The sequence below is a fragment of the Pseudomonas sediminis genome (assembly GCF_039555755.1).
GTDB lineage: Bacteria > Pseudomonadota > Gammaproteobacteria > Pseudomonadales > Pseudomonadaceae > Aquipseudomonas > Aquipseudomonas mendocina_D.
Genome location: NZ_CP154631.1, coordinates 2,068,160 through 2,092,762, shown reverse-complemented (window position 1 = coordinate 2,092,762; position 24,603 = coordinate 2,068,160). Strand labels below are relative to the sequence as shown.

Here is a 24,603-nt window from a genome sequence, read left to right as displayed (position 1 = left end):
GCTTTTATCGAGCAACGACGACCGGGGCCGTGAGCTTTTCCAGCAGACCGGACTGTGCGCTACGCGGGTTCTGGTTGCCGGTGGGCTGCTGACGCAGGTAGCGGCCGTCCGGCTGCAGCACCCAGGCCTGGGTGTTGTCGGTCAGGTAGCTTTCCAGTTCCTTCTTCACGCGCATGATCAGCTTCTTGCCCTCTACCGGAAAGCAGGTCTCCACGCGCTTGTCGAGGTTACGCTCCATCCAGTCGGCGCTGGACAGGTAGATCTTCTCGTCACCGCCATTGAGGAAGTAGAACACCCGCGTATGCTCGAGGAAGCGCCCGATGATCGAGCGCACCTGGATGTTGTGCGACACCCCGGCGATACCCGGGCGCAGGCAGCACATGCCGCGCACCACCAGGTCAATCTTCACCCCGGTCTGGCTGGCCTTGTACAGCGCGCGGATCACCTTGGGGTCGGTCAGCGAGTTGAACTTGGCGATGATGTGCGCCGGCTTGCCTTCGGCTGCAGCTGCGGTTTCCTTGGCGATCAGGTCGAGCAGGGTCTTCTTCAGGGTGAAGGGCGCGTGCAGCAGTTTCTTCATGCGCAGGGTCTTGCCCATGCCAATCAGCTGGCTGAACAGCTTCGACACGTCCTCGCCCAGAGCCACGTCGGCGGTGAGCAGGCTGTAGTCGGTGTACAGCTTGGCGTTGCCGGCGTGGTAGTTGCCGGTGCCCAAGTGTGCATAGCGGACGATCTCGCCGTTCTCGCGGCGCAGGATGAGCATCATCTTGGCGTGAGTCTTGAAGCCGACCACGCCATAAATCACCACCGCACCGGCAGCCTGCAGACGGCTGGCCAGGGCCAGGTTGGACTCTTCGTCGAAGCGCGCACGCAGCTCGATCACCGCGGTGACTTCCTTGCCGTTACGCGCGGCTTCCACCAGCGCGTCGACGATCTCCGAATTGGCGCCGGAGCGATACAGGGTCTGCTTGATCGCCAGCACGTGCGGGTCTTTCGCCGCCTGGCGCAACAGGTCCACCACCGGGGTGAAGGACTCGAAGGGGTGCAGCAGGAGGATGTCCTGCTTACTGACCACGCTGAAGATGTTCTCGGCGTTCTGCAGCAGCTTGGGGATCACCGGAGTGAACGGCGCGTACTGCAGCTCCGGGTGGTTATCCAGGCCGGTGATGCTGAACAGCCGGGTCAGGTTGACCGGGCCGTTGACCTGGTACAACTCGCTCTCGGTCAGGCCGAATTGCTTGAGCAGGTGATCGCGTAGGTGTTTCGGGCAGGTGTCGACCACCTCCAGGCGCACCGCATCGCCATAGCGACGGCTGAACAGTTCGCCGCGCAGGGCGCGGGCCAGGTCTTCGACGTCCTCGGTATCCACCGACAGGTCGGCGTTACGGGTCAGGCGGAACTGGTAGCAGCCCTTGACCTTCATGCCCTGGAACAGGTCATCGGCGTGGGCGTGGATCATCGACGACAGGAACACGTAGTTGTCGCCGGGGCCGCCGACGTCTTCCGGCACCTTGATGATACGCGGCAGCAGGCGTGGCGCCGGGATGATGGCCAGACCGGAGTCGCGACCGAAGGCATCGACGCCCTCAAGTTCGACGATGAAGTTCAGGCTCTTGTTCACCAGCAGCGGGAAGGGGTGCGTCGGGTCGAGGCCGATGGGCGTGATGATCGGCGCGATCTCGTCGCGGAAGTAGCGGCGTACCCAGGCCTTGAGCTTGGTGGTCCAGAACCGCCGGCGGATGAAGTTGATGTTGTGCTTGGCCAGCGCCGGGAACAGCGTGTCGTTGAGAATGGCGTACTGTCGCTCGACCTGCTCGTGCACCAGTTCGCTGATGCGCGCCAGCGCCTGGTGCGGCTGCAGGCCGTCGGCACCGGCCTGTTCACGGGCGAAATTGATCTGCTTCTTCAGGCCGGCGACGCGGATCTCGAAGAATTCGTCGAGGTTGCTGGAGAAAATCAGCAGGAACTTCAGACGTTCGAGCAGCGGATAGGACTCATCCAGCGCCTGCTCCAGCACCCGGATATTGAACTGCAGTTGCGACAGTTCACGGTGGATGTACAGGCTGCTGTCATCCAGGCTGGGAATCGGCGCCGGCGGCGGGGTTTCCACCACTGGCGTCTCGGCGACCACCTCGGCCTGAGGCGGGTTGCTGTCGAGCACTTCGCTGTTGAGTCCTTCGCTGTTCATCGCTGGGTTCCTGAGAGCGTCATCGCTCTTGTTTTAGCAGTTCTGCCGCCCGTACGGCGAAATAGGTGAGGATGCCATCGGCACCGGCACGTTTGAAGGCGGTGAGCGATTCCAGTATCACGGCCTCGCTGAGCCAGCCGTTCTGGATCGCCGCCATGTGCATGGCATACTCACCACTGACCTGATAGACGAAGGTCGGCACCTTGTAGGCATCCTTCACGCGCCAGAGGATGTCCAGATAGGGCATGCCAGGCTTGACCATGACCATGTCGGCACCTTCGGCCAGGTCGGCGGCCACTTCGTGCAGCGCCTCGTTACTGTTGGCCGGGTCCATCTGGTAACCGAGCTTGTTGCCCTTGCCGAGGTTGGCGGCCGAGCCCACCGCATCGCGGAACGGACCGTAGTAGGCGCTGGCGTACTTGGCCGAGTAGGCCATGATGCGCACATTGACGTGATCGGCCAGCTCCAGTGCCTCGCGGATCGCCTGCACGCGGCCATCCATCATGTCCGACGGCGCCACCACCTGGGCACCAGCCTCGGCATGCGACAGTGCCTGCTTGACCAGCGCATCGACGGTGATGTCGTTCTGCACGTAGCCGGAGTCGTCGAGAATGCCGTCCTGGCCGTGAGTGGTGAAGGGGTCGAGGGCCACGTCACTGATCACCCCAAGCTCGGGGAATTTTTCACGCAGGGCGCGGATCGCGCGCTGGGCGATACCGTCCGGGTTCCAGGCTTCCGCCCCATCCAGGGACTTCTTCTCCAGCGGCGTGACCGGGAACAGTGCCAGCGCCGGAATGCCCAGCTCGACCCAATGCTCGGCTTCCTTGAGCAGCAGATCAATGGACAGGCGCTCGACGCCCGGCATCGACGGCACGGCTTCACGGCGGTTTTCGCCGTCGAGGACGAACACCGGCAGAATCAGATCATCGACGCTCAGGCGATTCTCGCGCACCAGGCGACGGGAAAAATCGTCGCGGCGATTGCGACGCAGACGGGTGGCGGGGAACAGACGATTGGCGGGGGTAACGCTCACGGCAGACTCCAAAGCCCGCTCGGGCGGGCCAGTGTGACGGTTATAAGCGACCATTATGACCAAATGATGACGGTCAAATGACCGCGTGCGACGGCGAGTCGCACAGCCAGTCGCGCATTGTGGCATGACGCGCCACCTTCCGGGTTCCTCGCGGTCAGAGTAGTCTTCAGCACCCCCACATCGAGCGCACGGCATGCTCCAAGATCTGATCCGCCAGTTCGGTTATCCGGCATTGGTACTGGGCACCTTCCTCGAGGGTGAGGTGTCCTTGCTGCTGGCGGCCTACATGGCCGTGCGCAACGTGTTGGAGATCGAATGGGTGGCGCTGTGCGCCTTCCTCGGCACCTTCGCCAGCGATCAGCTGTGGTACTACCTCGGCCGTCGCCATGGCCGCGCGCTGCTGGCACGCAAACCACGCTGGCAACCGCTGGGCGAACGCGCCAGCGCGCTGATCAGGCGTTATCCGGACCTGTGGGTCCTGTGTTTCCGCTTCCTCTATGGTTTGCGCACGGTGATGCCGCTGACCATCGGCCTGTCCGGCTATTCCTGGCGCCGTTATCTGCTGCTCGATGCCATCGGCGCTGGCGTCTGGGCCGGCGGCATCAGCCTGCTGGCCTACAGTCTGGGCAACGCCATGGGCGGTCTGCTGGAAGAGCTGCGCAACTATCAGGTCATCCTGCTCGCCGCGGTGGTACTGCTACTGGCCCTCGCCTGGCTAAACCGGTGGCGTCAGCGCCGGCGTGGCTGAACCAGCGCGTAGGGCGTACCGGGCGGCGATCCGCTCGCCGCAGGCAGTACGCCGCTGCAGCTTCACGACTCATGTGGATATCAGGTCATGCACCAATGTGCGGACTGTTCGCTTCGCTACGAGCGGCCGGCGTTCCGGTCCGCCCTACACGCGGCACCAGCCATAATCCAAGCATGCTGAGCAGACCGTAGGCGCTCAGCCAGACCCAGGCGCTGGCATCGAGCCCCAGCATGCCGAGCTCACCGGCCAACCAGAATACCGGCAGGTTACTCATCAGACGCAGGCACTCCAGCCGCCAGGCATTGCTGCGGTTCTCCAGCCACATGCCGATGCTGCACAGGCCCAGGGCCATCCACAGGCAGGCCAGCAGCACCGCACTGATCGAAAGCGCATCGCCCTGCGCCAGCAGCCATACGCCGGCTAGCAGGTAACAGACGAACTGCAGCAACGCGTAAATCTGCGCGCCACGTGCCAGCGGCACATCGAACTTGCGGAAGTTGCTCAGGTCCGCCTTGGCTTGCGGATAGCGCGCCGCCACGTCGGCCGGGCGCCACCCCGTTGGCATGAACCAGATACGCAGGCGGTCCCACCAGGAGCTGGCGCGCCTGGCGTCGCGCCACAGCCCGGCGTAGACCTGCAGGTTGGCCCACAGGGGGTTCCAGCTGGCCAGCGGTACGGTTACGCCGAAGATCACCGGTTCCTCGTCGAGCTCCTCCTGGAATGTGCCGAAAATTCGGTCCCAGACAATGAACACACCGCCGTAATTGCGATCCATGTAGATAGGATTCTGCGCATGGTGAACCCGATGGTTGGATGGCGTGATGAACAACCACTCGAACCAGCCCAGCTTGGGAATGTGGCGGGTATGCACCCAGAACTGATAGAGCAGGTTCAGGGCTGCGACAGTGAGAAAGACCAGCGGCGGCACACCAACCACGGCCATCGGCAGGTAGAAGATCCAGCCGAAGATGAAACCGGTGCTGGTTTGCCGTAACGCAGTGGAGAGGTTGTAGTCCTCGCTTTGATGGTGCACGGCATGCGCAGCCCACAGCACATTGCGCTCGTGGCCCAGGCGGTGGTTCCAGTAGTAGCAGAAATCGTAGAAGACGAAGGCGAAGATCCAGACCCAGAGGCTGCTTGCAGACAACTCGACCAACGCCAGGTGCTCCCAGGCGAAGGCATAGGTGAGCAGGCCGACCACCTTGGTGAGAATCCCGGTGGCCTGCGACAGCACGCCAGCACTGAGGCTGTTGAGCGCATCGGCCAGGCGATAGGTATGCATGCCGCGCCAGCGGTCTGCGAGCAGTTCCAGAGCGATCAGCAAAAAGAAGAAGGGCACTGCGTAGAGAACGTAATTCATGACTGCGCCGTATCGTTGTACTTGTGTCGGGAATGAGCTGTTATTCATCCTATGCGCAGCTTCGCCAGGCTTCGCGGCGGCAAATGACAGCCCGAGTGGCATTTGGCGACAACCTAGGAATCGGTAACACCCGCGCCCGTTTCAAGGTCGCGTCTTTCCTCACCAGGAGTCGAGCATGAGCAAGAAAGTGGCAGTGATTCTGTCCGGCTGTGGCGTCTACGATGGCGCCGAGATCCATGAAAGCGTGATCACCCTGTTGCGCCTCGACCAGCGTGGTGCCCAGGTCCAGTGTTTCGCCCCCAACGTGCCGCAGCTGCACGTGGTCGATCACTATAGCGGCGACGAGATGGACGAGACGCGCAACGTCCTGGTGGAATCGGCGCGCATTGCCCGCGGCAAGATCAAGGACGTGAAAGAGCTGCATGTGGCCGAGTTCGACGCGCTGATCCTACCTGGCGGCTTCGGCGTGGCGAAGAACCTTTCCGACTTCGCCACCAACGGTGCCGGCTGCACCGTGCAGCCGGACGTACTGGCCGCATGCAAGGCGTTCGTCGATGCCGGCAAGCCGGTCGGCCTGATGTGCATAGCGCCGGCACTGGCGGCGAAAATCTTCGGGGCCGGCGTGGTGTGCACCATCGGCACCGATCACGACACCGCCACCACCCTGACCCAGATGGGCGCCGAGCACCATGAGTGCGAGGTCAGCGACATCATCGAGGATGAGCAACGCAAGCTGGTGACCACGCCGGCCTATATGCTCGCGCAGTCCATCGCCGAGGCGGCATCGGGTATCAACAAGATGGTCGACCGCGTACTGGAACTGGCGCACCACTGATTTTCAGGCGTCGGCATGTGGCGTTGCGCCTGAGTTGACGCCAAGGCCCCATGGGGTGGGCGGCGTTCCGTTTTAGCCCACCTTGATTACCATTGGTGGACTGAAGCTGAAGCGGAACGCGCCCGAATCCTCCCACAGGAGTCAGGCCGATCCGGCCAATACTCAGGGCACTCCTGCATTGCCTCTGGCCAAGCCTTGCGCGGTACTGCAGCGTGGCAACAGGATTTCCCGGAGCCCCTGCCATGTCCCAGCCCTTCGTCCTCAGCCCCGACCTGCAACAGGCGGTGGCCAGTTTCTTTCAGCGCATCCCCTTCAATCAGATGCTCGGTATCGAACTCGACGAGCTGAGCCCCGAGCGGGTGACCATGCACCTGCCGATGAAGCCCGAACTGATCGGCAACTTCGTCCACGGCATCCTGCACGGCGGGGTGATTTCCTCGCTGCTCGACGTCTGTGGCGGCGCCATGGCGCTGATCGGCGCATTCGCCAACCACCAGCACCTGCCGGCAGCCGAGCGCATGAGCAAACTGTCCAAGCTCGGCACCATTGATCTGCGCATCGACTACCTGCGCCCCGGACGCGGCCAGCGCTTCACTGCCACGGCCATGCCGTTGCGCGCCGGTAACAAGGTGGCGGTGATTCGTATGGAGCTGCACAACGACGAGGGCGTGCTGGTGGCGGTGGGCACTGGCACCTATCTGTGCGGCTGACGGAGGCCGCCCGGGCTACAACTGTGCGTCTGAACGGATGCCTTTGTAGGAGCGAGCTCTTCTCGCGAAGCGCCCTGCCCCAGGAAATTCGCGAGCAGAGCTCGCTCCTACGGTCATTGCCTCGGTAGCCGAGGCAGCTAGCGACTCAGCCGTGTGAGAATCCGATCCAGCGAGTTGGCGAATGCCTGCCGATCCTTTTCCGAATACGGCGCCTGACCACCGCCCACCTGCCCCTGCTCACGCAGGTCGGTGAACAGATTGCGCACCGCCAGGCGCTCACCCATGTTGCGTTCGTCGAACTCGCGACCACGCGGGTCGAGCGCAGCCACACCCTTCTTCACCAGACGGTCGGCCAGTGGCACGTCACTGCAGATCACCAGCTCGCCGGGCACGGCGTGCTCCACCAAATGATCATCGGCGGCGTCCGGCCCGCTGGGCACCACGATCAGTTTCACGCAGGCGAAATTCGGCCGGGCGACGGCCTGACCGGCCACCAGCACCACTTCGAAGCCTCGTTTGAGGGCGAACTTGACCACTTGGTCCCGCGCTGCCCGGGGGCAAGCGTCGGCGTCGATCCATACGCGCATGCAGCAACTTCCGCAGAACAATCAGCGCGCAGTATGCCAGCTGACGACTCGATCAGGCGTTGTAGAAAGGCTCGCAGCGCTCACGCACGGCGCGCGACAGGTTGTCGTCGGCCAGCTCGATGAGGTCCAGTTCCACTTCATCGGGCAGTAGCTCGGCTACCAGCGCAGCCAGGCGCCGCTGACCGCACACATCGGCACCAGAAATCGCCAGCAGCAAGCGCGGCTGTGGGCCGATGGCCGGATCGCGCAACGCAGCGAGAAAAGCTTCGCGCACAGCTAGCTGGGCACAGGCCGCAGACAGGGCCTGCTCCAGGGGAGGATGACGCAGAGCAGCCAACGCCAGATCAGGACTGTCGGCGTAGTGAGTGGAGTGGATCGAGGAAGACATGCGCGCACTCGGCAGAGAAATTAGAGCCAGCCTAGGTACACTGGGACCCGCTGTCGTGGCAGCGGTTCACGCTATCGCGCAAAGAGGGCGAGCAAAGTCGCCCTCGTTCACGCCTTTTCCAGCGGCTCAGGCCTGAGCTGCTGCGCGGCGCCGTTCACCCAGCAGGCTGCGCCCGTACAGCAGCGCGATACCGGCCAGCGCCAGGCCCTGCGCCGACAGGCTCCAGGCATCGGCATGAATGCCCAACCAGTCGAACTCGAAGAAGGCCACCGGACGAGTGCCGAGCACACCAGCCTCCTGCAACGCGGCCACGCCATGACCGGCGAAGACCACGGACAGCACGCACAGCAGCACCGCATTGATGCCGAAGAAGGTGGCCAGCGGCAGCTTGCGCGAGCCACGCAGGATCACCCAGGCCAGGCCGAGCAACAGCACCAGGGCGGCGGCAGCGCCGGCCAGCACCGCACCGTGCCCGGCAGGACCGGCCTGCAGCCAGAGGGTTTCGTAGAACAGAATCACTTCGAACAGCTCGCGATACACCGAGAAGAACGCCAGCATGGCGAAGCCGAAACGGCCACCGCCACCGACCAGGCTGCTCTTGATGTAATCCTGCCAGGCCGCAGCATGGCGACGATCATGCATCCACACGCCAACCCATAGCAGCACCACGCTGGCGAACAGCGCCGTGGCGCCTTCCAGCAGCTCACGCTGAGCGCCGCTTATGTCGATCAGGTAGGCCGCCACCGCCCAGGTCGCGACACCGGCCAGCAATGCCAGACCCCAGCCGATGTGCACGCTGCGTACCGCCTGCTGTTGCCCGGTATTGCGCAGAAAGGCGAGGATCGCCGCCAGCACCAGAATCGCCTCGAGCCCCTCGCGCAGCAGAATCAACAGGCTGGCGAAGAAGCTCAGGCTGTCATCCATGGCACCATCGGCCAGCAGCGCCGCAGACTTGTCCAGCTCCACCTTGGCCTGTTCCAGCGCCTGTGCCGCCTGCGCGACGCCAGCGCCATCCTGCAGCGCCTGGCGGTAGGCCATCAGGGCACGCTCAGTGGTCTTGCGCTGCACTGCATCGAGGTTGTCGAGAGCACCTTCGACCAGTTCGAAGCCTTCCAGGTAGGCGCCGACGGAGAGGTCATAGGCCTGCTCACGATCACCCTCGCGGTAGGCCTGCAGACTGCGCTCCAAGGTCGAGCGGGTGTAGCCGATCAATTGTTGCGGGCCGCGCTGCTCCAGCACCGGATGCGCGCGCTGGGCGCGGAACGCGGCGATATCGCCGCCAGCAGCCGCAATCTCGGCAGGCGTGCGCCCTGCCAGCTCACTCATGGCGAAGCGCGTCTGGCCCTGTGCCGGCGCGGCGCTGAGGCCGGCGATGTAGGCGGCCAAGTCCCAACGTTGGCGTTCGTCGAGCTGATCGGCGAAAGCCGGCATATCGGTGCCTTCAATGCCCAGGCCGAGCGTGTTGTAGAGGTCGTACAGGCTCAGGCGGTCCAGACGCGCGGCGTCACGCAGATTGGCCGGCGCCGGCTCCAGACCGATGCCGGCAGGCCCATCGCCCAGGCCGGTGTCGCCATGGCACACCGAGCAATGTTGCGCGTAGAGCGGCGCACCGCGTTCCGGGTCAGGCGTCAGCACGGGGGTCTGCGCCACCTTATAGAGCTCGGCCAGGTGTGCACCCAGCTTGCGCGCGGCGCCTGCAACCTCATCGCCCGGTTGGAGCTGGACAATCGCCTGGTGCAGATCGCGCACGCCCTGCTCCAACTCGGCACGGCCAGCTTGAGCCGGCAAGGCCACGACCAGGCCCTGCAAAACGTCGAGAAACTCCAGTTGCTCCTGGTATTCACCGGCATCGACGATCTGGCCACCGGCAACGGTGGCCGGGTAATCAGCACCGATATAGCCAATCAGATGCAGCGCCTGCGCGGCGCCATCGAGGGGCTCGGCAACGGCGAGAAAGCTGAGGCAGGCCAGCAACGGCAGCATCAGCCAGGAAAGGGAGAAACGAAAGCGGATCATTAATGCATCCCAAACGAGAATGGGTGGCATTAAATTGTTGCCTGCCTAACGACCAAGCACAAGAACAATCTGAAATATCTGGTAACAATCAGCCGAACGGAACCTGAAAACCCGTCCTGCACGCGCAGGCGAGCACCCAGGATCGGCGAATCAACTGGGCTCGCCTTCGCGGGAGTGGCGATGAATGGCTTTTTCAGAACATCCCGGGCAAACGCTCGGCCAGCGTTGAGCGATACGAACGAGGCTCAGACTGCCGCGCGCTTGACCGTCGCCAACAGGCCAGCCGCAGCCGCGAACAGTGCGGCGAAACTGCGGTTCATCACCCGCTGCTGACGCGGTGTGCGCAGCAGGCGCAGGACGCGCGAAGCGAGCCCGGTGTAGCCGGCCATGACGATCAGATCCACGATGATCATAGTCACGCCCATCACCAGATACTGCGCCAGCAGCGGCGCATGCGGATTGATGAACTGCGGCAGTACCGCGAGCATGAAGACGATCGCCTTGGGGTTGCTGAAGTTGACCAGAAAACCGCGCAACACCAGAGTCAGTGGCCGGCCAATAGGCCGCTCGGCCGCACCGGCATCCAGATCGCTGGGCAGCGCGACCCACTGCTTGTATGCGAGGAACACCAGATAGGCCACGCCGAACCACTTGATCAGGCTGAAGGCCAGGGCCGAGGCGGCCAGAATGGCGCCCACGCCAGCGGCGACGATGGCGATCTGCAGCGCCAGGCCGAGCTGCAAGCCAAGCGCGTTCCAGTAGCCGCGCCAGAAGCCATACTGCATACCGGCCGACATCGAGGCCACGGCACCGGCACCCGGCGACAGGCTGATCACCCAGCAGGCGACGAAGAAAGCGAGCCAGGTTTCCAATGCCATGATGCGTACCTCGAGAAGCTGAATTCAGGGGAAGAGCAGCACAGCCTACTCCTGCTCCAGCGCCTCGACCAGTCGGTCAGCGCCAGCGGCGCACCGACCTCTGGAAGAACAGGCTGTTGGGTACCTGCAACACAGCGCCGGAGGCATCCTCAGTGAGGTCCTGCAGGGTGGTGTAGAACAGGTTGATGGCGATGACCCGGCCCTTCACACCCGGCTTGTCAGCGCTATCGATCACCTCGACCGTGTCGCCGATACGGAACGGCCCCATGGTGAAGATCAGCAGCGCACAGAACATGTTCGACAGCACGCTCCAGATGGCGAAGAACGCCACCGCAGCGACAGCAGTGAAACCGGTCAGCGCCGTCCACAGCACGGTGGCCGAAACCCCCAGGCGCTCCAGCACCATGAGCAGTGCGCTGCCCATGATCAGCCAGCGCACCAGCCCCCGCAGCGGCTGCAACACTTCTGGCGGCAGCAGGCTGTAACGCGCGCCGAGGCGGCTGATGCCACGGGTCAGAATGCGTTGGGCAACCCACGCCAGCAGGATGATCAGCAATACCTGGCCGGTGCGAATCAGCGGGTCGCGCCAGGCCATCAGCAAATCTAACTGTTCCATCACTCGGCTTCCTCCAGTTGCTGCTGCAACGCCTCCAGGGTTTCCAGCGCCAGCAGCCAGGCTTCCTCAAGTTCGGCCTCGCGGGTCTTGAGCTGTGCCTGTTCGGCCAGGCGCTGACGCAGCTCATCCTTGCGCGCGGCCTCGTACAGACCGCTGTCGCCCAGCTGGGTTTCGACGGCGGCGAGCTTTTCCTGCACCTTGCCCAGCTCCTGTTCGAGCTTTTCCGCCTGCTTCTTGTGCGGTGCCAGTTGCTGGCGCAACGCCGCAGCAGCCTGGCGCTGGGCGCGCTTGTCGGTCTTGTCCGCGCCACCCTCGGTCGGCGCACTCGCTGGCGCCTGACGCTGACGGTAATCGACCAGCCAGCGCGCATAGTCGTCCAGATCGCCGTCGAATGGCACCACGCGGCCTTCAGCGACCAGCAGGAACTCGTCAGTGGTGCTCTTGAGCAGATGGCGATCGTGCGAGACCACCACCACGGCGCCGGCAAATTCCTGCAGAGCCATGGTCAGGGCCAGGCGCATTTCCAGGTCGAGGTGGTTGGTCGGTTCGTCGAGCAGCAGTAGATTGGGCTTTTCCCAGGCGATCAACGCCAGCGCCAGGCGGGCCTTCTCGCCACCGGAAAAGTTCACCACCGGCTCGTCGCAACGCGGCCCACGGAAGTCGAAGCCGCCAAGGAAATCGCGCAGGGTCTGCTCGCGTTCGCTCGGTGCCAAACGCTGCAAATGCAGCAACGGGCTGGCTTTGTCGTCCAGCGAATCGAGCTGGTGCTGGGCGAAATAGCCAATCACCAGGTTCTCACCGCGGCTCAGGCTGCCGCTCAGCGGCTGCAGTTCGGCCGACAGGTTCTTGATCAGCGTCGACTTGCCCGCGCCGTTGGGGCCGAGCAGGCCAATGCGCGCGCCGGGCACCAGGCTCAGCTTGACCTGCTGCAGCACGGTCTTGTCGCCGTAGCCGAGGCGACCTTCGCTGAGGCTGAGCAGCGGCGTGGAAATCTTGTCGGCCTCGCGAAAGACGAAGTCGAAAGGTGAGTCGACATGCGCCGCGCTCAGCTCTTCCATGCGTTCCAGGGCCTTGATCCGGCTCTGCGCCTGGCGGGCCTTGGTGGCCTGGGCCTTGAAGCGGGCGATGTACTTTTCCATGTGTGCGCGCTGCGCCTGCTGCTTCTCGTAGGCCTGCTGCTGTTGGGCCAGGCGTTCGGCGCGGGTACGCTCGAAAGCCGTGTAGCCGCCGCGATAGAGATTCAGCTTGCGCTGTTCGACATGGGCGACGTGGTCGACCACCGCGTCGAGAAAGTCGCGGTCGTGGGAAATCAGCAGCAGGGTGCCGGGATAGCTTTGCAGCCAGCCCTCCAGCCAGAGAATGGCGTCCAGGTCCAGGTGGTTGGTCGGTTCGTCGAGCAGCAGCAGGTCGGACGGACACATCAGCGCCTGAGCCAGGTTCAGACGCATGCGCCAGCCACCGGAGAAGTAGCCGACACGGCGATCCATCTGCGCATTCTCGAACCCCAGGCCGGCCAGCAGCTTGCGTGCGCGCGCGTCGGCGGTATAGCCGTCGGCGCTATCCAGCTCGCTGTGCAGGCGGGCGATGGCGGCGCCATCATGACTCTGCTCGGCCGCGGCCAGTTCGGCCTGCACGCGGCGCAGGTTGTGATCGCCGTCGAGCACGTAATCCACCGCCAGCCGATCGAGGGTGTCGACCTCCTGGCGCATATGGGCGATACGCCAGTCACCAGGCAGCAGGCAATCACCGGCATCAGGTGTCAGCTCACCGCGCAACAGGGCGAACAGGCTGGATTTACCGGCGCCATTGGCACCGATCAGACCGGCCTTGTGGCCGGCGTGCAGGGTCAGCTCGGCGCCTTCGAGAAGACGCTGCGGGCCACGCTGTAGAGTGAGGTTCTGGAGTCGGATCATAATGGCGGCGGAGTCTACCAAATCGCCCCGGAGGCCGCGTGCAGGATCTGTGGAATTTCGCCCTCGAACTCTACGCCAGAGCAGGCGTGGAACAGGCCTGCCTGGAGTTGCAGGACACAGGTAGTGACGTTTGCCTGCTGCTGACCGGTGCCTGGTTGCAGCGGCGCGGTGTGCGCTACCTGGATGAGCGCCTGCAAGCACTGCAGCAAGCGGCTGCCCCCTGGCAACGCGAGGTGATCGCGCCTTTGCGTCATGTACGCCAGGACTGGCGCGCGAACGCAAGCCAGGATGCGGAACTGGCAGCCTTGCGTGAGCAGGTCAAGAAACTGGAACTGCAGGCCGAGCGGATATTGCTCGATCGTTTGCAGGCGCTGGCCAAGAACTGGCCAAACGAGGCAGGCGAAAACGATTGGTTGATCAGCCTGGCCGGAGGGAACAGCGCCGCGCTGCAGGTGCTACGCGGCGCCGTTGATCACCCTTAGGAAGCGCTCGGAGTAACCGGGGCGGTGGCTCCATTGGTGGTCGCAGGAGCAGCAGGGGCTGCCGGAGCAACCGGCGCGGCGACTGGCTTGGCAACTGCTGGCTTGGCCGGAGCCTTCTTCGCCGGAGCCTTGGCAGCGACTGGTTTCTTCACCGCAGCCGGCTTGCTGACCGGTTTGCTCGCGGGTTTTGCAGGCGTGGCCTTGGCAGCCGGCTTAGCAGCAGGTTTACTGGCTGCTGCGGGCTTGGCCGGTGCTTTTGCGGCAGCAGGCTTGCTGGCTGCTGCCGGTTTCGCTACTGGCTTGGCGACGGCTTTACTCGCCGGTTTGGCAGCAACCGGTTTGGCCGGGGCCTTCTTCACGGGTGCTTTCGCTGCAGCAGGCTTTTTCGCCGCGCTCGGCTTGGCGGCCGGAGCAGCGGCCTTGGCCTCACGCACATCCAACGCCTTGCCGGCAGCTTCCTTCACTTTGCCTACGCCCTGGGCCAGCTTCAGGCTTTCCTGAGCATCACGCTTGAGCTGGGCGATATAGGTGCGGGTTTCGCTCTGGCTGGCCTTGAGTGCGTCGAGCAACTCCTCCAACTCGGCGACTGCGTCCTTGGCCTTGGCTTGCGCCTTGGCCTTGCCGGCAACAGCTGCGTCCTGCAGCTTGCTGCGAGCCTTGTGCAGTTTTTCCTGCGCCTTGCCGCGCTGCTTCTCCAGCTTGGCGAGCAGTTTCTCTGCGTCGATCAGCGCTTGCGAGCAGGCATTTTCCAGGTGCTCGAGCAAGCTGGCAGACAGTTGATGCAGCAGGTGCAACGGGGTAGTGATGGACTTCTTCTTGGCCGACATGGCGCGCCTCCTGGCGGATGTGAACGCGCCCATACTAGACGCAGCCGCGAGGGCTCGCCATAGGCCTTTTGGCGAGCCGAGCAGATGCCGAAGTGCGCTGGCATAATCGGCGAGACCTTTTAGCTGTTGCAGAGCACGCTACGGCGCAGCAAAACCTCAACAGCCTGCCAAGTATCTTGATCGGGAGACACCGTCATGAGCCGCGCCGTAATCGCCGCCCTCGCTATCTGCTGCAGCCTGGGCGTGCAGGCCGACCAGCACCAGCAGGATCTGGCCTACAGCTTGGGCGTACGCCTTGGCGAGCGCCTGCACGAAGAGGTGCCTGACCTGCCACTGAGCGAGCTGTTCGAAGGCTTGCGCCAGGCCTACGAGGGCAAGCCCTTGCGACTCGACGCAGGTCGAATCGAGCAGCTGCTGGATGAACACGAAGCGCGTATCGAAGCCTCGCCACAGCGCCACACCAAAGCCATCGAAACCGAGCAGCGCTTTCTCGCCGAGCAAGGGCGCCGCCCGAACGTGCGGACGCTGGCCAATGGCGTGCTGGTGACGGAGCTCAGCCCTGGCAGCGGCCCGACGCCCACCGCTCGCAGCCGAGTGCAGGTGATTTACCGCGGCGAACTGGCCGACGGCAGCGTCTTCGATGAGAGCAGCACGCCGCAGTGGTTTCGCCTGGACAGCCTGATCGCCGGCTGGCGCAGCGCTTTGCTGCAAATGCCGAAAGGCGCTCATTGGCGCCTGGTAATTCCAGCGGATCAGGCGTACGGAGAAGAAGGGGCGGGTGACCTGATACCACCCTATGCGCCACTGGTGTTCGATCTACGCCTGCTCGACGTAGCCGACTGATGGCCTTTCGACAAGCAGGCTTACGTAGGACCCCCCCGCGGGGCGAAGCTTTCGATTGCGCGCGGCCCTGATGCGCGGCGGGACGCCGCCGCAAAAAACTTGTGCATCGACGCTTAACTGACTGGCGTCAGCCTCACGGCCCGGAGTGCTCCGGACCATTGCCAACACGGGCTCAGAGCGCTTCGGCGGCCTGTTCCTGATGAGAGTTGTGCAGTACTTCGATCAGGCAGTCTTCCAGTTCGAAGCGCTCGTGCAGTAACTGCCCCAGATGATTGAGCTCCGCCACCAGCGATGTACTGTCGCGACAGTCGCCATTGTCGCAGTGGTCGTTGAACGCCAGCGCGACCGCGGTAATGGCTTCGATACGCGGGTAGATCTGCTTGGCCAGTTCCAGACCACGTTGGTCGTTGAAGGCCTTGGCCTCGTTGGTCAACTGCTCGTAGACCTCGAAGTGACCAGCAGACACGTAATCCACCAGCAACTCGCAGAAACCCTGCAGAGACTCACAGTTGATTGCTGGCGCCTGCGGCGCCTTGGTAAGGGCGGTGTAAGCCAGCACAAGTTCGCGGCGCTCACCCAACCAGCGATCGATCAACTGGTGAACCCCACCCCAACGTTCCTGTGCGTTCCGGCAACTCTCAAGCATGATGAACCTCGCTTCCCTTATCGATAATGCCTGTTATACGTCCGCTCCCGAGACGTTTTTCTGTCAATCGGTGCTTGACCTTGGGAAGGCAACCGCAAATTGGCATTTTTCCGGCGGTGCGTGCGAGCCAGATTATGCTCGTGGACACCCACCATCAAGGCATCGCCGTGAGAAAGTTTCATACGACCGTTTAATCCCGAAGCCACGACCCGTGTGGCTTCGTACAATTCGCATTCTCAATCGCGACGCAGCAGCTGGAACAGGCAGAACCCGAGCATGCCGATGAAACCCAGCAGGCTCCACTCGGGGATGCTCATACCGAACAGCGTCCACTTCACCTCGGCACAGTCAGCGCTACCCTGGAACACCAGGCGCACGATGTCCTGCATCGGCAGAGCTTCCATCATGAACTCGAGGCTGGGCAGACAGGCTTCAAGCTGGTCGGCTGGCACGCTCTGCAGCCAGATCTGCCGGCCGGCGGTGGCGGCGCCAGCCCCGGCGAACAGCAGCGCCAGTACCGCGTAAACGCGGCGCCCTACGCTGCCTGGCCCATGGATCGCAGCGATCAGGCAGACCACGCCGAACAACACCACGCAGATGCGTTGCAGCACGCACATCGGGCAGGGCTCCAGCCCAACGACGTGTTCCAGGTACAGCGCAGCCGCCATCAGCAATACGCAGCCGATGAATGCCAGAAAAAACAGGGGACGCGGACTGGCCAAGTGCATGGTGGCTCCGGGAGGGAAATCGAGGGCCGTACGGTAGAGGAAAGCGAGGGCGCCTTTCAAGGCGCCCCGTGAATCAGAGTCGGCTTTTCATCATGCTGGAACGCCCCTCCGTCCGCATACCAAACCTACCGCGGCATTCGGCCGCAGTCATTCAAGCTCTGACGCCCTTTGGTTGAGGCAGAGAAGGCAAGCCTTGATGCAGCAAGCCAAGACTCTCCAGCAGTAGCTGATTGCTGCGTTCCAGCTCGCCCAACTGCGCCAGCAGACGCGCCAGTTCGGCACAGGTTTCCGGATGGCGCTCGATCTTCAGACTGGTCTCGAAGTAATCGCGCGCCTTGCCCCACAACTGGTTCTGCAGGCACAGGCGGCCCAGGGTCAAGAGCAAGGCTGGGTCCTGCGGATGCTGCTTGAGCCAGAGTTCGGCGGTTTGCAGCTGACGCGCCGGATCGGCGCCACGCAGCACGCCATAGAAGCGCGCCAGACGGCTGTCGTAGCCACGTTTGAGCGCACCACGCAAAACCTCTTCGGCTTCTTCCTGTGCGCCTAGTCGACGCAATTGCTCGACGTAGGTGGCAACCAGCTCAGGTTCCTGACGCAGCGGTGAAGAAAGCTGTTGCCAGGCTTGGGTCAGCGGCTGCAGTGCGGTTTCTCCGTCGCCCTGACCTAGCTGCCCGGCATCGGCCAGACGACCGCGCCAGGTCTCGCGCTCCAGCTCGTCGAGTTCGGCGGCAGGCAGGGCCTTTTCCTTGCGCAGCTCAGGCAGCAGGCCAAGCAGTGCCGACCAGTCCTGACGCTGCAAATACAGGCGCTGTAGCTGGCGCAACACCAGATGATGGCCCGGATGACGCTCGCGCATCGCCTGCAGGGTCTCCAGTGCAGCATCACTGTCGCCACGATTGCGTTGCAGCTCGGCGTGGGTCAAGGCAATCGCCAGCTCGGCTTGAGGCTGCTTGCTCAGTGCGCGCTCAAGCAGGGCATCGCTCTGCTCGTGCTGCCCAAGTTTGCTGGCAGCCCGTGCTGCGCCCAGGTAATACATCAACGGTCGGCTGTCGGCTTCGGCGGCGCGGGTCAACTGACGCTGCGCGCGCGCCCAGCGGCCTTCGGCCAGGTCCTGCATGCCCTGTTCGGACGCCAGGCGCACGCGACGATTGCGGTGCAGACGCGACCACGGGTTGGCCAGTCGCGTCGAGCTGAGCAGCAGACGCAACGTCCACTTGATCAGGTAGTACAACACCACGACGACCACCAGCAGGCCAAGGAATGCCCACAGGCCGGACTGATAACGGAAACCCTTGTACGCAAACAACACATAGCCGCGGTCGGCCTCGATAGCCAGGCTGAGCAGATACAACCCGACTGCCACGGCCAGCAGTAGCAGAAGCCAGATCAGGCGTCTCATTGCGCCTCCTCGGCCGCGGCGGCCCCCTGCCGACGTTGCGCCTGTTTGCGTTGCAGGTACGCCTGCAGTGCATCGAGCGAGTCGCTCAGGTCCGGCACCTTGACCTCGATGCTGGCATCGGCCAGCTCGCCGAAGCGCTGGCGCAGGGCGCGACTGTCCGGATTGTCCAGATTGAAGTGGGCGTCGAGGATTTCCTCGGCCTGCTTCAATGACTGCTGGTAGACACCGGTCTGGCCATGCAGCGCGGCCCACTGTGCCTGCTCCAGCGCCAACGACAGACTTAGGCGCACCTGCGACAGGCTTTGCCCGGACAGCAGCGGACGCACGTTGCGATCGGCATCGAATTCGATACGGAAGTACTCCGAAAGCTTCTTCACCCACTCGCCCCACCAGGCACTGCCATCACCTTCGGCTGCCAGATCGGAAAGCACATCGCCCTGCCCTTCGAAGGTCGGCGCCAGGGGGTTGAGGGTTGCTGCCTGCTCACGCAGGGCGCCCAGTTGCAGGAACAGGCCGACGCGATCCGGGCGCGCCGTGGTGCGCAGCGCTTCCAGGCTACGGCTGAGTTGCTCGCGGGCGGCGAAGGCCGCAGGGTCGTCCTGCTCACGAAGGATTTCATCGGCAGCCAACACCAGAGCTTCGGCGCTGGCGACATCCTGCAATGCCGACAACCGCAAAGTTGCCAGGCGCAGCAGGTGCTCGGCTTCGTCCAGACGCCAATCCTGGCGGCTGCCATCGAGCACGCTTTCCAGACGCTGGCTCATACGCTGCTGATCGTTCTGCAGGTTAGCCAGCAGGCGGCGGCGCTCGTCCAGTTCAGCTGCGCTGGGCAGGGCGGACAGGCGCGAATCCAGGCGCTGGGCCAACTCATCCACTTTCTTCGCGCTGTCGTCGCGGGTGCGCTGCAGGTCTTCGGCCTGCTGCTGGTCCCGGCTCTGCATTTCATGCAGCTGCCAGAGGCTCCAGCCACCGGCAGCGGCACCTGCCAACCCGATCAGCAGGGCGAATGCGGCAAGACCGCTACCACCACCACTGCGGGGTACCTTCGCGGGTGGCGGTGTGGGGGTGGGTTGCACGGCTTCGCTGGCCGTTTTTTCTTCTGGCGTGTTCGGGGTGGATGCTTCGCTCACGTATCCGTCCTTTTAGAGGGCGGCAGCCGGAAACTGCTCCAGAGCTGCCTGCAAGGCCGCGGCATTGGCGCCACGACAGTCCACAACGATCTGTGCACCCGCAGCACGGGCCTGTTCGGCGACGCGCGGGCTGGGTACGAACAAGGGTAGCCGAGCCAACGCCGGCCAGTCATCGCCGGCTAGCTGTTGCAGATGTTCGAAACCCTGTCCACTGCTGACAACCAGGCCGTTCAGGCGTTCCGCTCGCACCCGCTGACTCAGCTCGCCCGGCGCGTACAGCGGCAGCACACGGCGATACAGTGACAGATAGTCGACCGTCACGCCTTGGCCGCGCAAGTACTCGGCAAGGAATTCTCGGCCACCTTCGCCACGCAGAATCAGAACACGCGGCGTAGATGCCGTGGCAATCGCCTGGTGTAGCGCAGGCAGAGCGAGCAGCGCTTCGCTGTCATCGGCCGAATCAGGAAAGTGCACGCGCAAGCCCTGTTCGGCGAGCACAGCCGCGGTGGCAGCGCCGACGCTGAACCAAGGCAGGTCAGGCGTCTGCGCCGTATATTGCGCCAAGAGGCGCAACCCCATGCGAGCCGCCGGCTTGCTGACCACGATCACCGCACAGTAGCGTTGCAATGTGGCGAAGACCTCGCGCTGCTCGGGCGTCTCATCCAGCGCTTCGATGGCCAGCAGCGGCATGCAGTGACTGAACACGCCCTGCGCACCCAAGGTCTGCGCCAGCGCTGCACAATCCTCGGCTGGACGGGTCAGCAGCAAGCGCCATGCAGTCAAGAGTGACCGGCCTCACCGTAAACGGCCTGGAGAATGACATCGGCCCCTTGCGCCAGCAGTGCCTCGGCGACACGCACCCCCAGTGCTTCAGCATCACCACTGGCAGCACGTTCTTCGGCGCGCAGCAACAGGCCGCCGTCAGGCTGGCCGACCAGACCGCGTAGCCATAGCTGGTCATTATCGAGCAGGGCATAGCAGGCGATGGGAACCTGGCAGCCGCCATTGAGATGTTTGTTCAGCGCACGCTCGGCAGTAACGCGCAGCGCGGTTTCACGGTGATGCAACGGTGCCAGCAAAGCATGCACGTCACTGTCGGCGCTGCGGCACTCGATACCCACGGCGCCCTGGCCGCCGGCCGGCAGGCTGTCCTCGGTGCTGATCGAGCTGCGGATGCGATCTTCGAAGCCCAGGCGAATCAGGCCGGCGGCGGCGAGAATGATGGCGTCGTATTCGCCGGCATCGAGCTTGGCCAGACGGGTGTTGACGTTGCCACGCAGGAACTGGATTTTCAGGTCCGGCCGACGCGCCAGCAGTTGCGCCTGACGGCGAAGACTGGAAGTGCCGACCACGCTGCCCTCGGGCAGTGCATCAAGGCTGGAGTAGGTATTGGAAACGAAGGCGTCGCGCGGGTCTTCACGCTCGCAGATGCAGTACAGGCCCAGCCCTTCGGGAAAGTCCATCGGCACGTCCTTCATCGAGTGCACGGCGATGTCGGCTTCGTTTTCCAGCAGTGCGGTTTCCAGTTCCTTGACGAACAGGCCCTTGCCACCAATTTTCGCCAGCGGCGCGTCGAGCAGCTTGTCGCCGCGGCTGACCATGGGCACCAGGCTGACCTTGAGGCCCGGATGAGCCTGTTCCAGACGGGCTTTGACATATTCGGCCTGCCACAGGGCCAGGGCGCTCTTACGGGTGGCGATGCGAATTTCGCGGGACATGAAGGCAATTCCAGAAAACCGATTGCCGCAAATCATAACAGGCTCGCCCGGCGCCGGCGGAAGGAGGCGGCCATAGGCCGCAGCCGGCGACCCGCTACAGCGACTGCATCATCTTGCGTACACCGGCCACATGGCGGCGGCTGACCACCAGCGAGTCACCGTCGACCCCCTTGAGGAACAGTTGGAAGTGTCCGAGCGGGGTGCGCTGCAGACGCTCGATACGCTCACGCGCCACTAGTGCATTGCGGTGGATGCGCACGAAGCGATCACCGAACTCGTCTTCCAGCGCCTTCAGCGGCTCATCCAGCAAGACCTCGCCACCCTCATGACGCAGAGTGACGTACTTGTGGTCGGCGATGAAGTAGACCACGTGATCCAGCGGGATCAGCTCGATGCCCTTGCGGGTTCGCGCACTGATATGAGTACGCGGACCACCGCCAGTCTCCGCGGCGGGACGAGTCAGCGCGGCCAGTTGCACCCGATTGGGCCGCTCGGCCTTCTTCAGCGCTTCGCTCAGACTCTCAGGGCGCACAGGCTTGACCAGGTAGCCCACTGCACTGACCTGGAAGGCCTCGAGAGCGAACTCGTCATGAGCCGTGCAAAAAATCACCGCTGGCGGCGCTTCGCGCTCGCACAACTTGGCAGCGACTTGCAGGCCGTCGAGGCCGGGCATGCGGATATCCAGCAGGACCACATCCGGCTTCAGACTATCAATCAGGGTCAGGGCTTCCTCGCCATTGCTGGCGGCGGGCTCCAGGACCCGGTAACCCTCGAGCTCACCGACCATACGGCTGAGGCGCTCGCGGGCAAGGGGTTCGTCATCGACGATCAGGACATTCATATTGCTCTGGCTTCCTGCGTGAGTCTCGCACAAGGATAGCGTAGACAGCTGTAGTGACGGCCGTCACGGCGCTCCACGCTGAGACTCGCCTTCGGCCCAAAAAGTGCCGCCAGGCGCGCATCGATATTGCTCAGCGCTTGCTGCGTACCCCGTGATGGATGCTGCTCGCCCCGCTCTTCATACGGATTGCTGACACACAAGCTGAACACACCATCCTGGTAATCCGCCTCGACCCGCACCAGGCCGCCTTCGATACGCGGCGCGATGCCATAGATCAGCGCATTCTCCAACAGAGGTTGCAGGGTCAGCTGGGGAATCGGCAGATCCTCCGGCACACCTTCGACCTCCCACTGCAACTGTAGTCGCTCGCCGAGCCGATAGTGCTCGATCGATAGATATCGTTTCGCCAGTTCCAATTCCTCCTTCCACGGCACCAGCGTACCGGACTTGGCCAGGCTGGCGCGAAACAGATCCGACAGATCCAGCACCGCCTGCTCGGCCTTGTACGGATCGAGCGTGACCAGGCTGGCAATGCTGTTGAGGCTATTGAACAGAAAATGCGGGCGAATCCGCGCCTGCAACGACTCTATACGGGCACGCAACTCGGCCTGCTCCTGCCGACGCCATTGGCTCTGCAGATAAAAATAGCGTAGCAGCAGTGCGGACATGATCAGGCTGATCAACGCATGGCGCAGATAAAGATTCACTTCACCACTGCGTGGCAGCGGCCCGCCCAGCTCGTAATAGTCGGCCACCGCCGTACAACCCAGAGTCAGCAGCACCACCAGCACACAGCACAGGCCGCCAGCCAGCGCCGGCGGCAGGCGCGCCAGCAAGGGCCGTAATCGACATAGCACTGCAGCCGACAGCAGCACGATCCACTGCACGAACAATGAGGTCAGGGCCAGGCGCACCCAGTCGAAACCGGGCGTCATCGGTTCGGCGAGCACCAGCACCAGTACCAGCAGCTCAGCCAGCAGCACCATGCTCAGCAGGGCTTCCGGCTGGCACAGTTCCGGGACGAAGAAGTCGTCGATACGTTTGTTCTTGGCAAGCGATTTTGTATGCATCGACGCAGTTTCCGTGTCGCCCTGCTAGCCGGCAAGCCAGACGGCTCTAGCCGGACAAAATAAAGCACCGAAATGCCACCTTCGCGACAGATTTGTGAAGCAGCCGACACCACTGCGTCCTGCCTGACGGCTAACTCGACACGGCGAAACGCCTGCCGACCCTGTTATTATCGACGCACTTTGTCCGCCATGCTGGCCGCCAACCTGGCCCGCCCGATTCCGAGCCCAAATCATGAGCAGCGAAAAAACCAACCAATCCTGGGGCGGCCGCTTCAGCGAGCCTGTCGACGCCTTCGTCGCCCGCTTCACCGCCTCGGTGGAATTCGACAAGCGCCTGTACCGCCACGACATCATGGGTTCCATCGCCCACGCCACCATGCTGGCCAAGGTTGGCGTACTCAGCGATGCCGAGCGCGACACCATTATCGACGGCCTCAAGCAGATCCAGGGCGAGATCGAAGCCGGCCAGTTCGACTGGCGCGTCGATCTGGAAGACGTGCACATGAACATCGAGGCACGTCTGACTGATCGCATCGGCGTCACCGGCAAGAAGCTGCACACCGGCCGCTCGCGTAACGACCAGGTGGCCACCGACATCCGCCTGTGGCTGCGCGACGAGATCGACGTCATCCTGGCCGAGATCACCCGCCTGCAGCAGGGCCTGCTGGGCCTGGCCGAAGCTGAAGCGGACACCATCATGCCCGGCTTCACCCACCTGCAGACCGCCCAGCCAGTGACCTTCGGCCACCATCTGCTGGCCTGGTTCGAGATGCTCGCGCGCGACTACGAGCGCCTGGTCGACTGCCGCAAACGCACCAACCGCATGCCGCTGGGCTCAGCCGCACTGGCCGGCACCACCTACCCAATTGCCCGCGAGATCACTGCCGAACTGCTCGGTTTCGACGCTGTTGGCGGCAACTCGCTGGACGGCGTTTCCGACCGCGACTTCGCTATCGAGTTCTGCGCCGCTGCCTCACTGGCGATGATGCACCTGTCGCGCTTCTCCGAAGAGCTGGTGCTGTGGACCAGCGCGCAGTTCCAGTTCATCGACCTGCCGGATCGTTTCTGCACCGGCTCCTCGATCATGCCGCAGAAGAAGAACCCAGACGTGCCCGAACTGGTGCGCGGCAAGACCGGCCGCGTATTCGGCGCCCTGATCGGCCTGCTGACCCTGATGAAAGGCCAGCCGCTGGCCTACAACAAGGATAACCAGGAAGACAAAGAACCGCTGTTCGACGCCGCCGACACCCTGCGCGACAGCCTGCGCGCCTTCGCCGACATGGTGCCGGCAATCAAGCCAAAGCGCGAAATCATGCGCGAAGCGGCACTGCGCGGTTTCTCCACCGCCACCGACCTGGCGGACTACCTGGTACGCAAGGGCCTGCCCTTCCGCGACTGCCACGAGATCGTCGGGCACGCCGTGAAATACGGTGTGCAGACCGGCAAGGACCTGGCCGAGATGAGCCTCGACGAACTGCGCCAGTTCAGCGATCAGATCACTGACGATGTATTCGCCGTGCTGACCCTGGAAGGCTCGGTCGGCGCTCGCGACCATATCGGCGGCACTGCACCGAATCAGGTCCGTGCGGCGGTGGTGCGTGGTCGCGAACTGCTGGCGGCTCGCTAACGCCCACGGGAACCATCAGG

24 protein-coding genes are annotated in these 24,603 nt (G+C 63.6%); 6 read left to right on the top strand and 18 right to left on the bottom strand.

Annotated features, from left to right (window positions below; all coding sequences use genetic code 11):
• Positions 1-4: 4 nt before the first annotated feature.
• Entirely contained in the window at positions 5-2,188 is a 2,184-nt protein-coding gene (ppk1, locus tag AAEQ75_RS09985; protein ID WP_343352031.1) for a polyphosphate kinase 1, read from the bottom strand.
• A 19-nt stretch (positions 2,189-2,207) separates the two neighbouring features.
• On the bottom strand, positions 2,208-3,221 hold the full coding sequence (gene hemB, locus AAEQ75_RS09980) for a porphobilinogen synthase (protein ID WP_343352029.1): 1,014 nt from the start codon (positions 3,219-3,221) through the stop codon (positions 2,208-2,210).
• 193 nt (positions 3,222-3,414) lie between these two features.
• On the opposite strand from hemB, the gene AAEQ75_RS09975 reads away from it, so the two are divergent.
• On the top strand, positions 3,415-3,969 hold the full coding sequence (locus AAEQ75_RS09975) for a DedA family protein (RefSeq protein ID WP_212629236.1): 555 nt from the start codon (positions 3,415-3,417) through the stop codon (positions 3,967-3,969).
• Positions 3,970-4,054: 85 nt separating this feature from the next.
• Here AAEQ75_RS09975 and AAEQ75_RS09970 read toward each other — a convergent pair whose 3' ends face one another.
• Positions 4,055-5,329 carry a sterol desaturase family protein gene (locus AAEQ75_RS09970; protein ID WP_343352026.1) on the bottom strand — a complete coding sequence of 425 codons (1,275 nt, stop codon included), beginning with the start codon at positions 5,327-5,329 and terminating at the stop codon, positions 4,055-4,057.
• A gap of 175 nt (positions 5,330-5,504) precedes the next feature.
• Here AAEQ75_RS09970 and elbB point away from each other — a divergent pair, with 175 nt between their 5' ends.
• Both elbB and AAEQ75_RS09960 read left to right on the top strand, forming a co-directional pair.
• Positions 5,505-6,164, top strand: a complete 660-nt coding sequence (gene elbB, locus AAEQ75_RS09965) for an isoprenoid biosynthesis glyoxalase ElbB (protein ID WP_273257636.1) — start codon at positions 5,505-5,507, stop codon at positions 6,162-6,164.
• 242 nt (positions 6,165-6,406) lie between these two features.
• Complete coding sequence (locus AAEQ75_RS09960; RefSeq protein ID WP_143507649.1) at positions 6,407-6,874, top strand: thioesterase family protein; 468 nt, start codon at positions 6,407-6,409, stop codon at positions 6,872-6,874.
• A gap of 137 nt (positions 6,875-7,011) precedes the next feature.
• Here AAEQ75_RS09960 and AAEQ75_RS09955 read toward each other — a convergent pair whose 3' ends face one another.
• The 6 genes from AAEQ75_RS09955 to AAEQ75_RS09930 all read right to left on the bottom strand — a co-directional run bounded on the left by AAEQ75_RS09955 (position 7,012) and on the right by AAEQ75_RS09930 (position 13,272).
• Positions 7,012-7,461: a YaiI/YqxD family protein gene (locus AAEQ75_RS09955; protein ID WP_099524651.1), complete on the bottom strand. Its 450-nt coding sequence runs from the start codon at positions 7,459-7,461 to the stop codon at positions 7,012-7,014.
• A gap of 52 nt (positions 7,462-7,513) precedes the next feature.
• The gene (locus AAEQ75_RS09950; RefSeq protein WP_143507650.1) at positions 7,514-7,849 is read right to left on the bottom strand and encodes an enhanced serine sensitivity protein SseB C-terminal domain-containing protein; all 336 of its coding nucleotides are present in this window, start codon (positions 7,847-7,849) and stop codon (positions 7,514-7,516) included.
• A 126-nt stretch (positions 7,850-7,975) separates the two neighbouring features.
• Complete coding sequence (locus AAEQ75_RS09945) at positions 7,976-9,865, bottom strand: cytochrome c/FTR1 family iron permease (protein ID WP_343352022.1); 1,890 nt, start codon at positions 9,863-9,865, stop codon at positions 7,976-7,978.
• A gap of 245 nt (positions 9,866-10,110) precedes the next feature.
• On the bottom strand, positions 10,111-10,743 hold the full coding sequence (locus AAEQ75_RS09940) for a LysE family transporter (protein ID WP_099524656.1): 633 nt from the start codon (positions 10,741-10,743) through the stop codon (positions 10,111-10,113).
• 76 nt (positions 10,744-10,819) lie between these two features.
• Entirely contained in the window at positions 10,820-11,359 is a 540-nt protein-coding gene (locus AAEQ75_RS09935; protein WP_343352020.1) for a mechanosensitive ion channel family protein, read from the bottom strand.
• The gene (locus tag AAEQ75_RS09930) at positions 11,359-13,272 is read right to left on the bottom strand and encodes an ATP-binding cassette domain-containing protein (protein ID WP_343352018.1); all 1,914 of its coding nucleotides are present in this window, start codon (positions 13,270-13,272) and stop codon (positions 11,359-11,361) included. The genes AAEQ75_RS09935 and AAEQ75_RS09930 overlap by 1 nt, the downstream gene beginning before the upstream one ends.
• A gap of 38 nt (positions 13,273-13,310) precedes the next feature.
• On the opposite strand from AAEQ75_RS09930, the gene AAEQ75_RS09925 reads away from it, so the two are divergent.
• Entirely contained in the window at positions 13,311-13,754 is a 444-nt protein-coding gene (locus AAEQ75_RS09925; protein WP_343352016.1) for a TIGR02444 family protein, read from the top strand.
• Here AAEQ75_RS09925 and AAEQ75_RS09920 read toward each other — a convergent pair.
• A complete protein-coding gene (locus tag AAEQ75_RS09920) occupies positions 13,751-14,581 on the bottom strand; it encodes an AlgP family protein (RefSeq protein WP_343352014.1) in 831 nt (276 codons plus the stop codon). The genes AAEQ75_RS09925 and AAEQ75_RS09920 overlap by 4 nt on opposite strands.
• A gap of 195 nt (positions 14,582-14,776) precedes the next feature.
• Here AAEQ75_RS09920 and AAEQ75_RS09915 point away from each other — a divergent pair, with 195 nt between their 5' ends.
• On the top strand, positions 14,777-15,424 hold the full coding sequence (locus AAEQ75_RS09915; RefSeq protein ID WP_343352012.1) for an FKBP-type peptidyl-prolyl cis-trans isomerase: 648 nt from the start codon (positions 14,777-14,779) through the stop codon (positions 15,422-15,424).
• 172 nt (positions 15,425-15,596) lie between these two features.
• Here AAEQ75_RS09915 and rsd read toward each other — a convergent pair whose 3' ends face one another.
• From rsd to AAEQ75_RS09875, 8 genes are all read right to left on the bottom strand, one after another.
• Positions 15,597-16,070, bottom strand: a complete 474-nt coding sequence (gene rsd / locus AAEQ75_RS09910; protein WP_125880821.1) for a sigma D regulator — start codon at positions 16,068-16,070, stop codon at positions 15,597-15,599.
• 236 nt (positions 16,071-16,306) lie between these two features.
• Positions 16,307-16,798: a disulfide bond formation protein B gene (locus tag AAEQ75_RS09905; RefSeq protein WP_099524669.1), complete on the bottom strand. Its 492-nt coding sequence runs from the start codon at positions 16,796-16,798 to the stop codon at positions 16,307-16,309.
• Positions 16,799-16,949: 151 nt separating this feature from the next.
• Positions 16,950-18,197 (bottom strand): heme biosynthesis HemY N-terminal domain-containing protein, encoded by a 1,248-nt coding sequence (locus tag AAEQ75_RS09900; protein ID WP_343352009.1) that lies wholly within the window; start codon positions 18,195-18,197, stop codon positions 16,950-16,952.
• The gene (locus AAEQ75_RS09895; RefSeq protein WP_343352007.1) at positions 18,194-19,327 is read right to left on the bottom strand and encodes a uroporphyrinogen-III C-methyltransferase; all 1,134 of its coding nucleotides are present in this window, start codon (positions 19,325-19,327) and stop codon (positions 18,194-18,196) included. The genes AAEQ75_RS09900 and AAEQ75_RS09895 overlap by 4 nt, the downstream gene beginning before the upstream one ends.
• 12 nt (positions 19,328-19,339) lie before the next feature.
• Positions 19,340-20,110, bottom strand: a complete 771-nt coding sequence (locus AAEQ75_RS09890; RefSeq protein ID WP_343352005.1) for a uroporphyrinogen-III synthase — start codon at positions 20,108-20,110, stop codon at positions 19,340-19,342.
• Entirely contained in the window at positions 20,107-21,045 is a 939-nt protein-coding gene (gene hemC / locus AAEQ75_RS09885; protein ID WP_343352003.1) for a hydroxymethylbilane synthase, read from the bottom strand. The genes AAEQ75_RS09890 and hemC overlap by 4 nt, the downstream gene beginning before the upstream one ends.
• 94 nt (positions 21,046-21,139) lie before the next feature.
• Positions 21,140-21,886, bottom strand: coding sequence for a LytR/AlgR family response regulator transcription factor (locus tag AAEQ75_RS09880; protein ID WP_343352001.1), 747 nt, complete (start codon positions 21,884-21,886; stop codon positions 21,140-21,142).
• Positions 21,883-22,956: a histidine kinase gene (locus tag AAEQ75_RS09875; protein WP_179575182.1), complete on the bottom strand. Its 1,074-nt coding sequence runs from the start codon at positions 22,954-22,956 to the stop codon at positions 21,883-21,885. Before AAEQ75_RS09875 ends, AAEQ75_RS09880 begins: the two co-directional genes overlap by 4 nt.
• Positions 22,957-23,188: 232 nt before the next feature.
• Between AAEQ75_RS09875 and argH the strand changes: the two genes are divergently transcribed.
• On the top strand, positions 23,189-24,583 hold the full coding sequence (argH, locus tag AAEQ75_RS09870) for an argininosuccinate lyase (RefSeq protein WP_179575181.1): 1,395 nt from the start codon (positions 23,189-23,191) through the stop codon (positions 24,581-24,583).
• Positions 24,584-24,603: the final 20 nt, after the last annotated feature.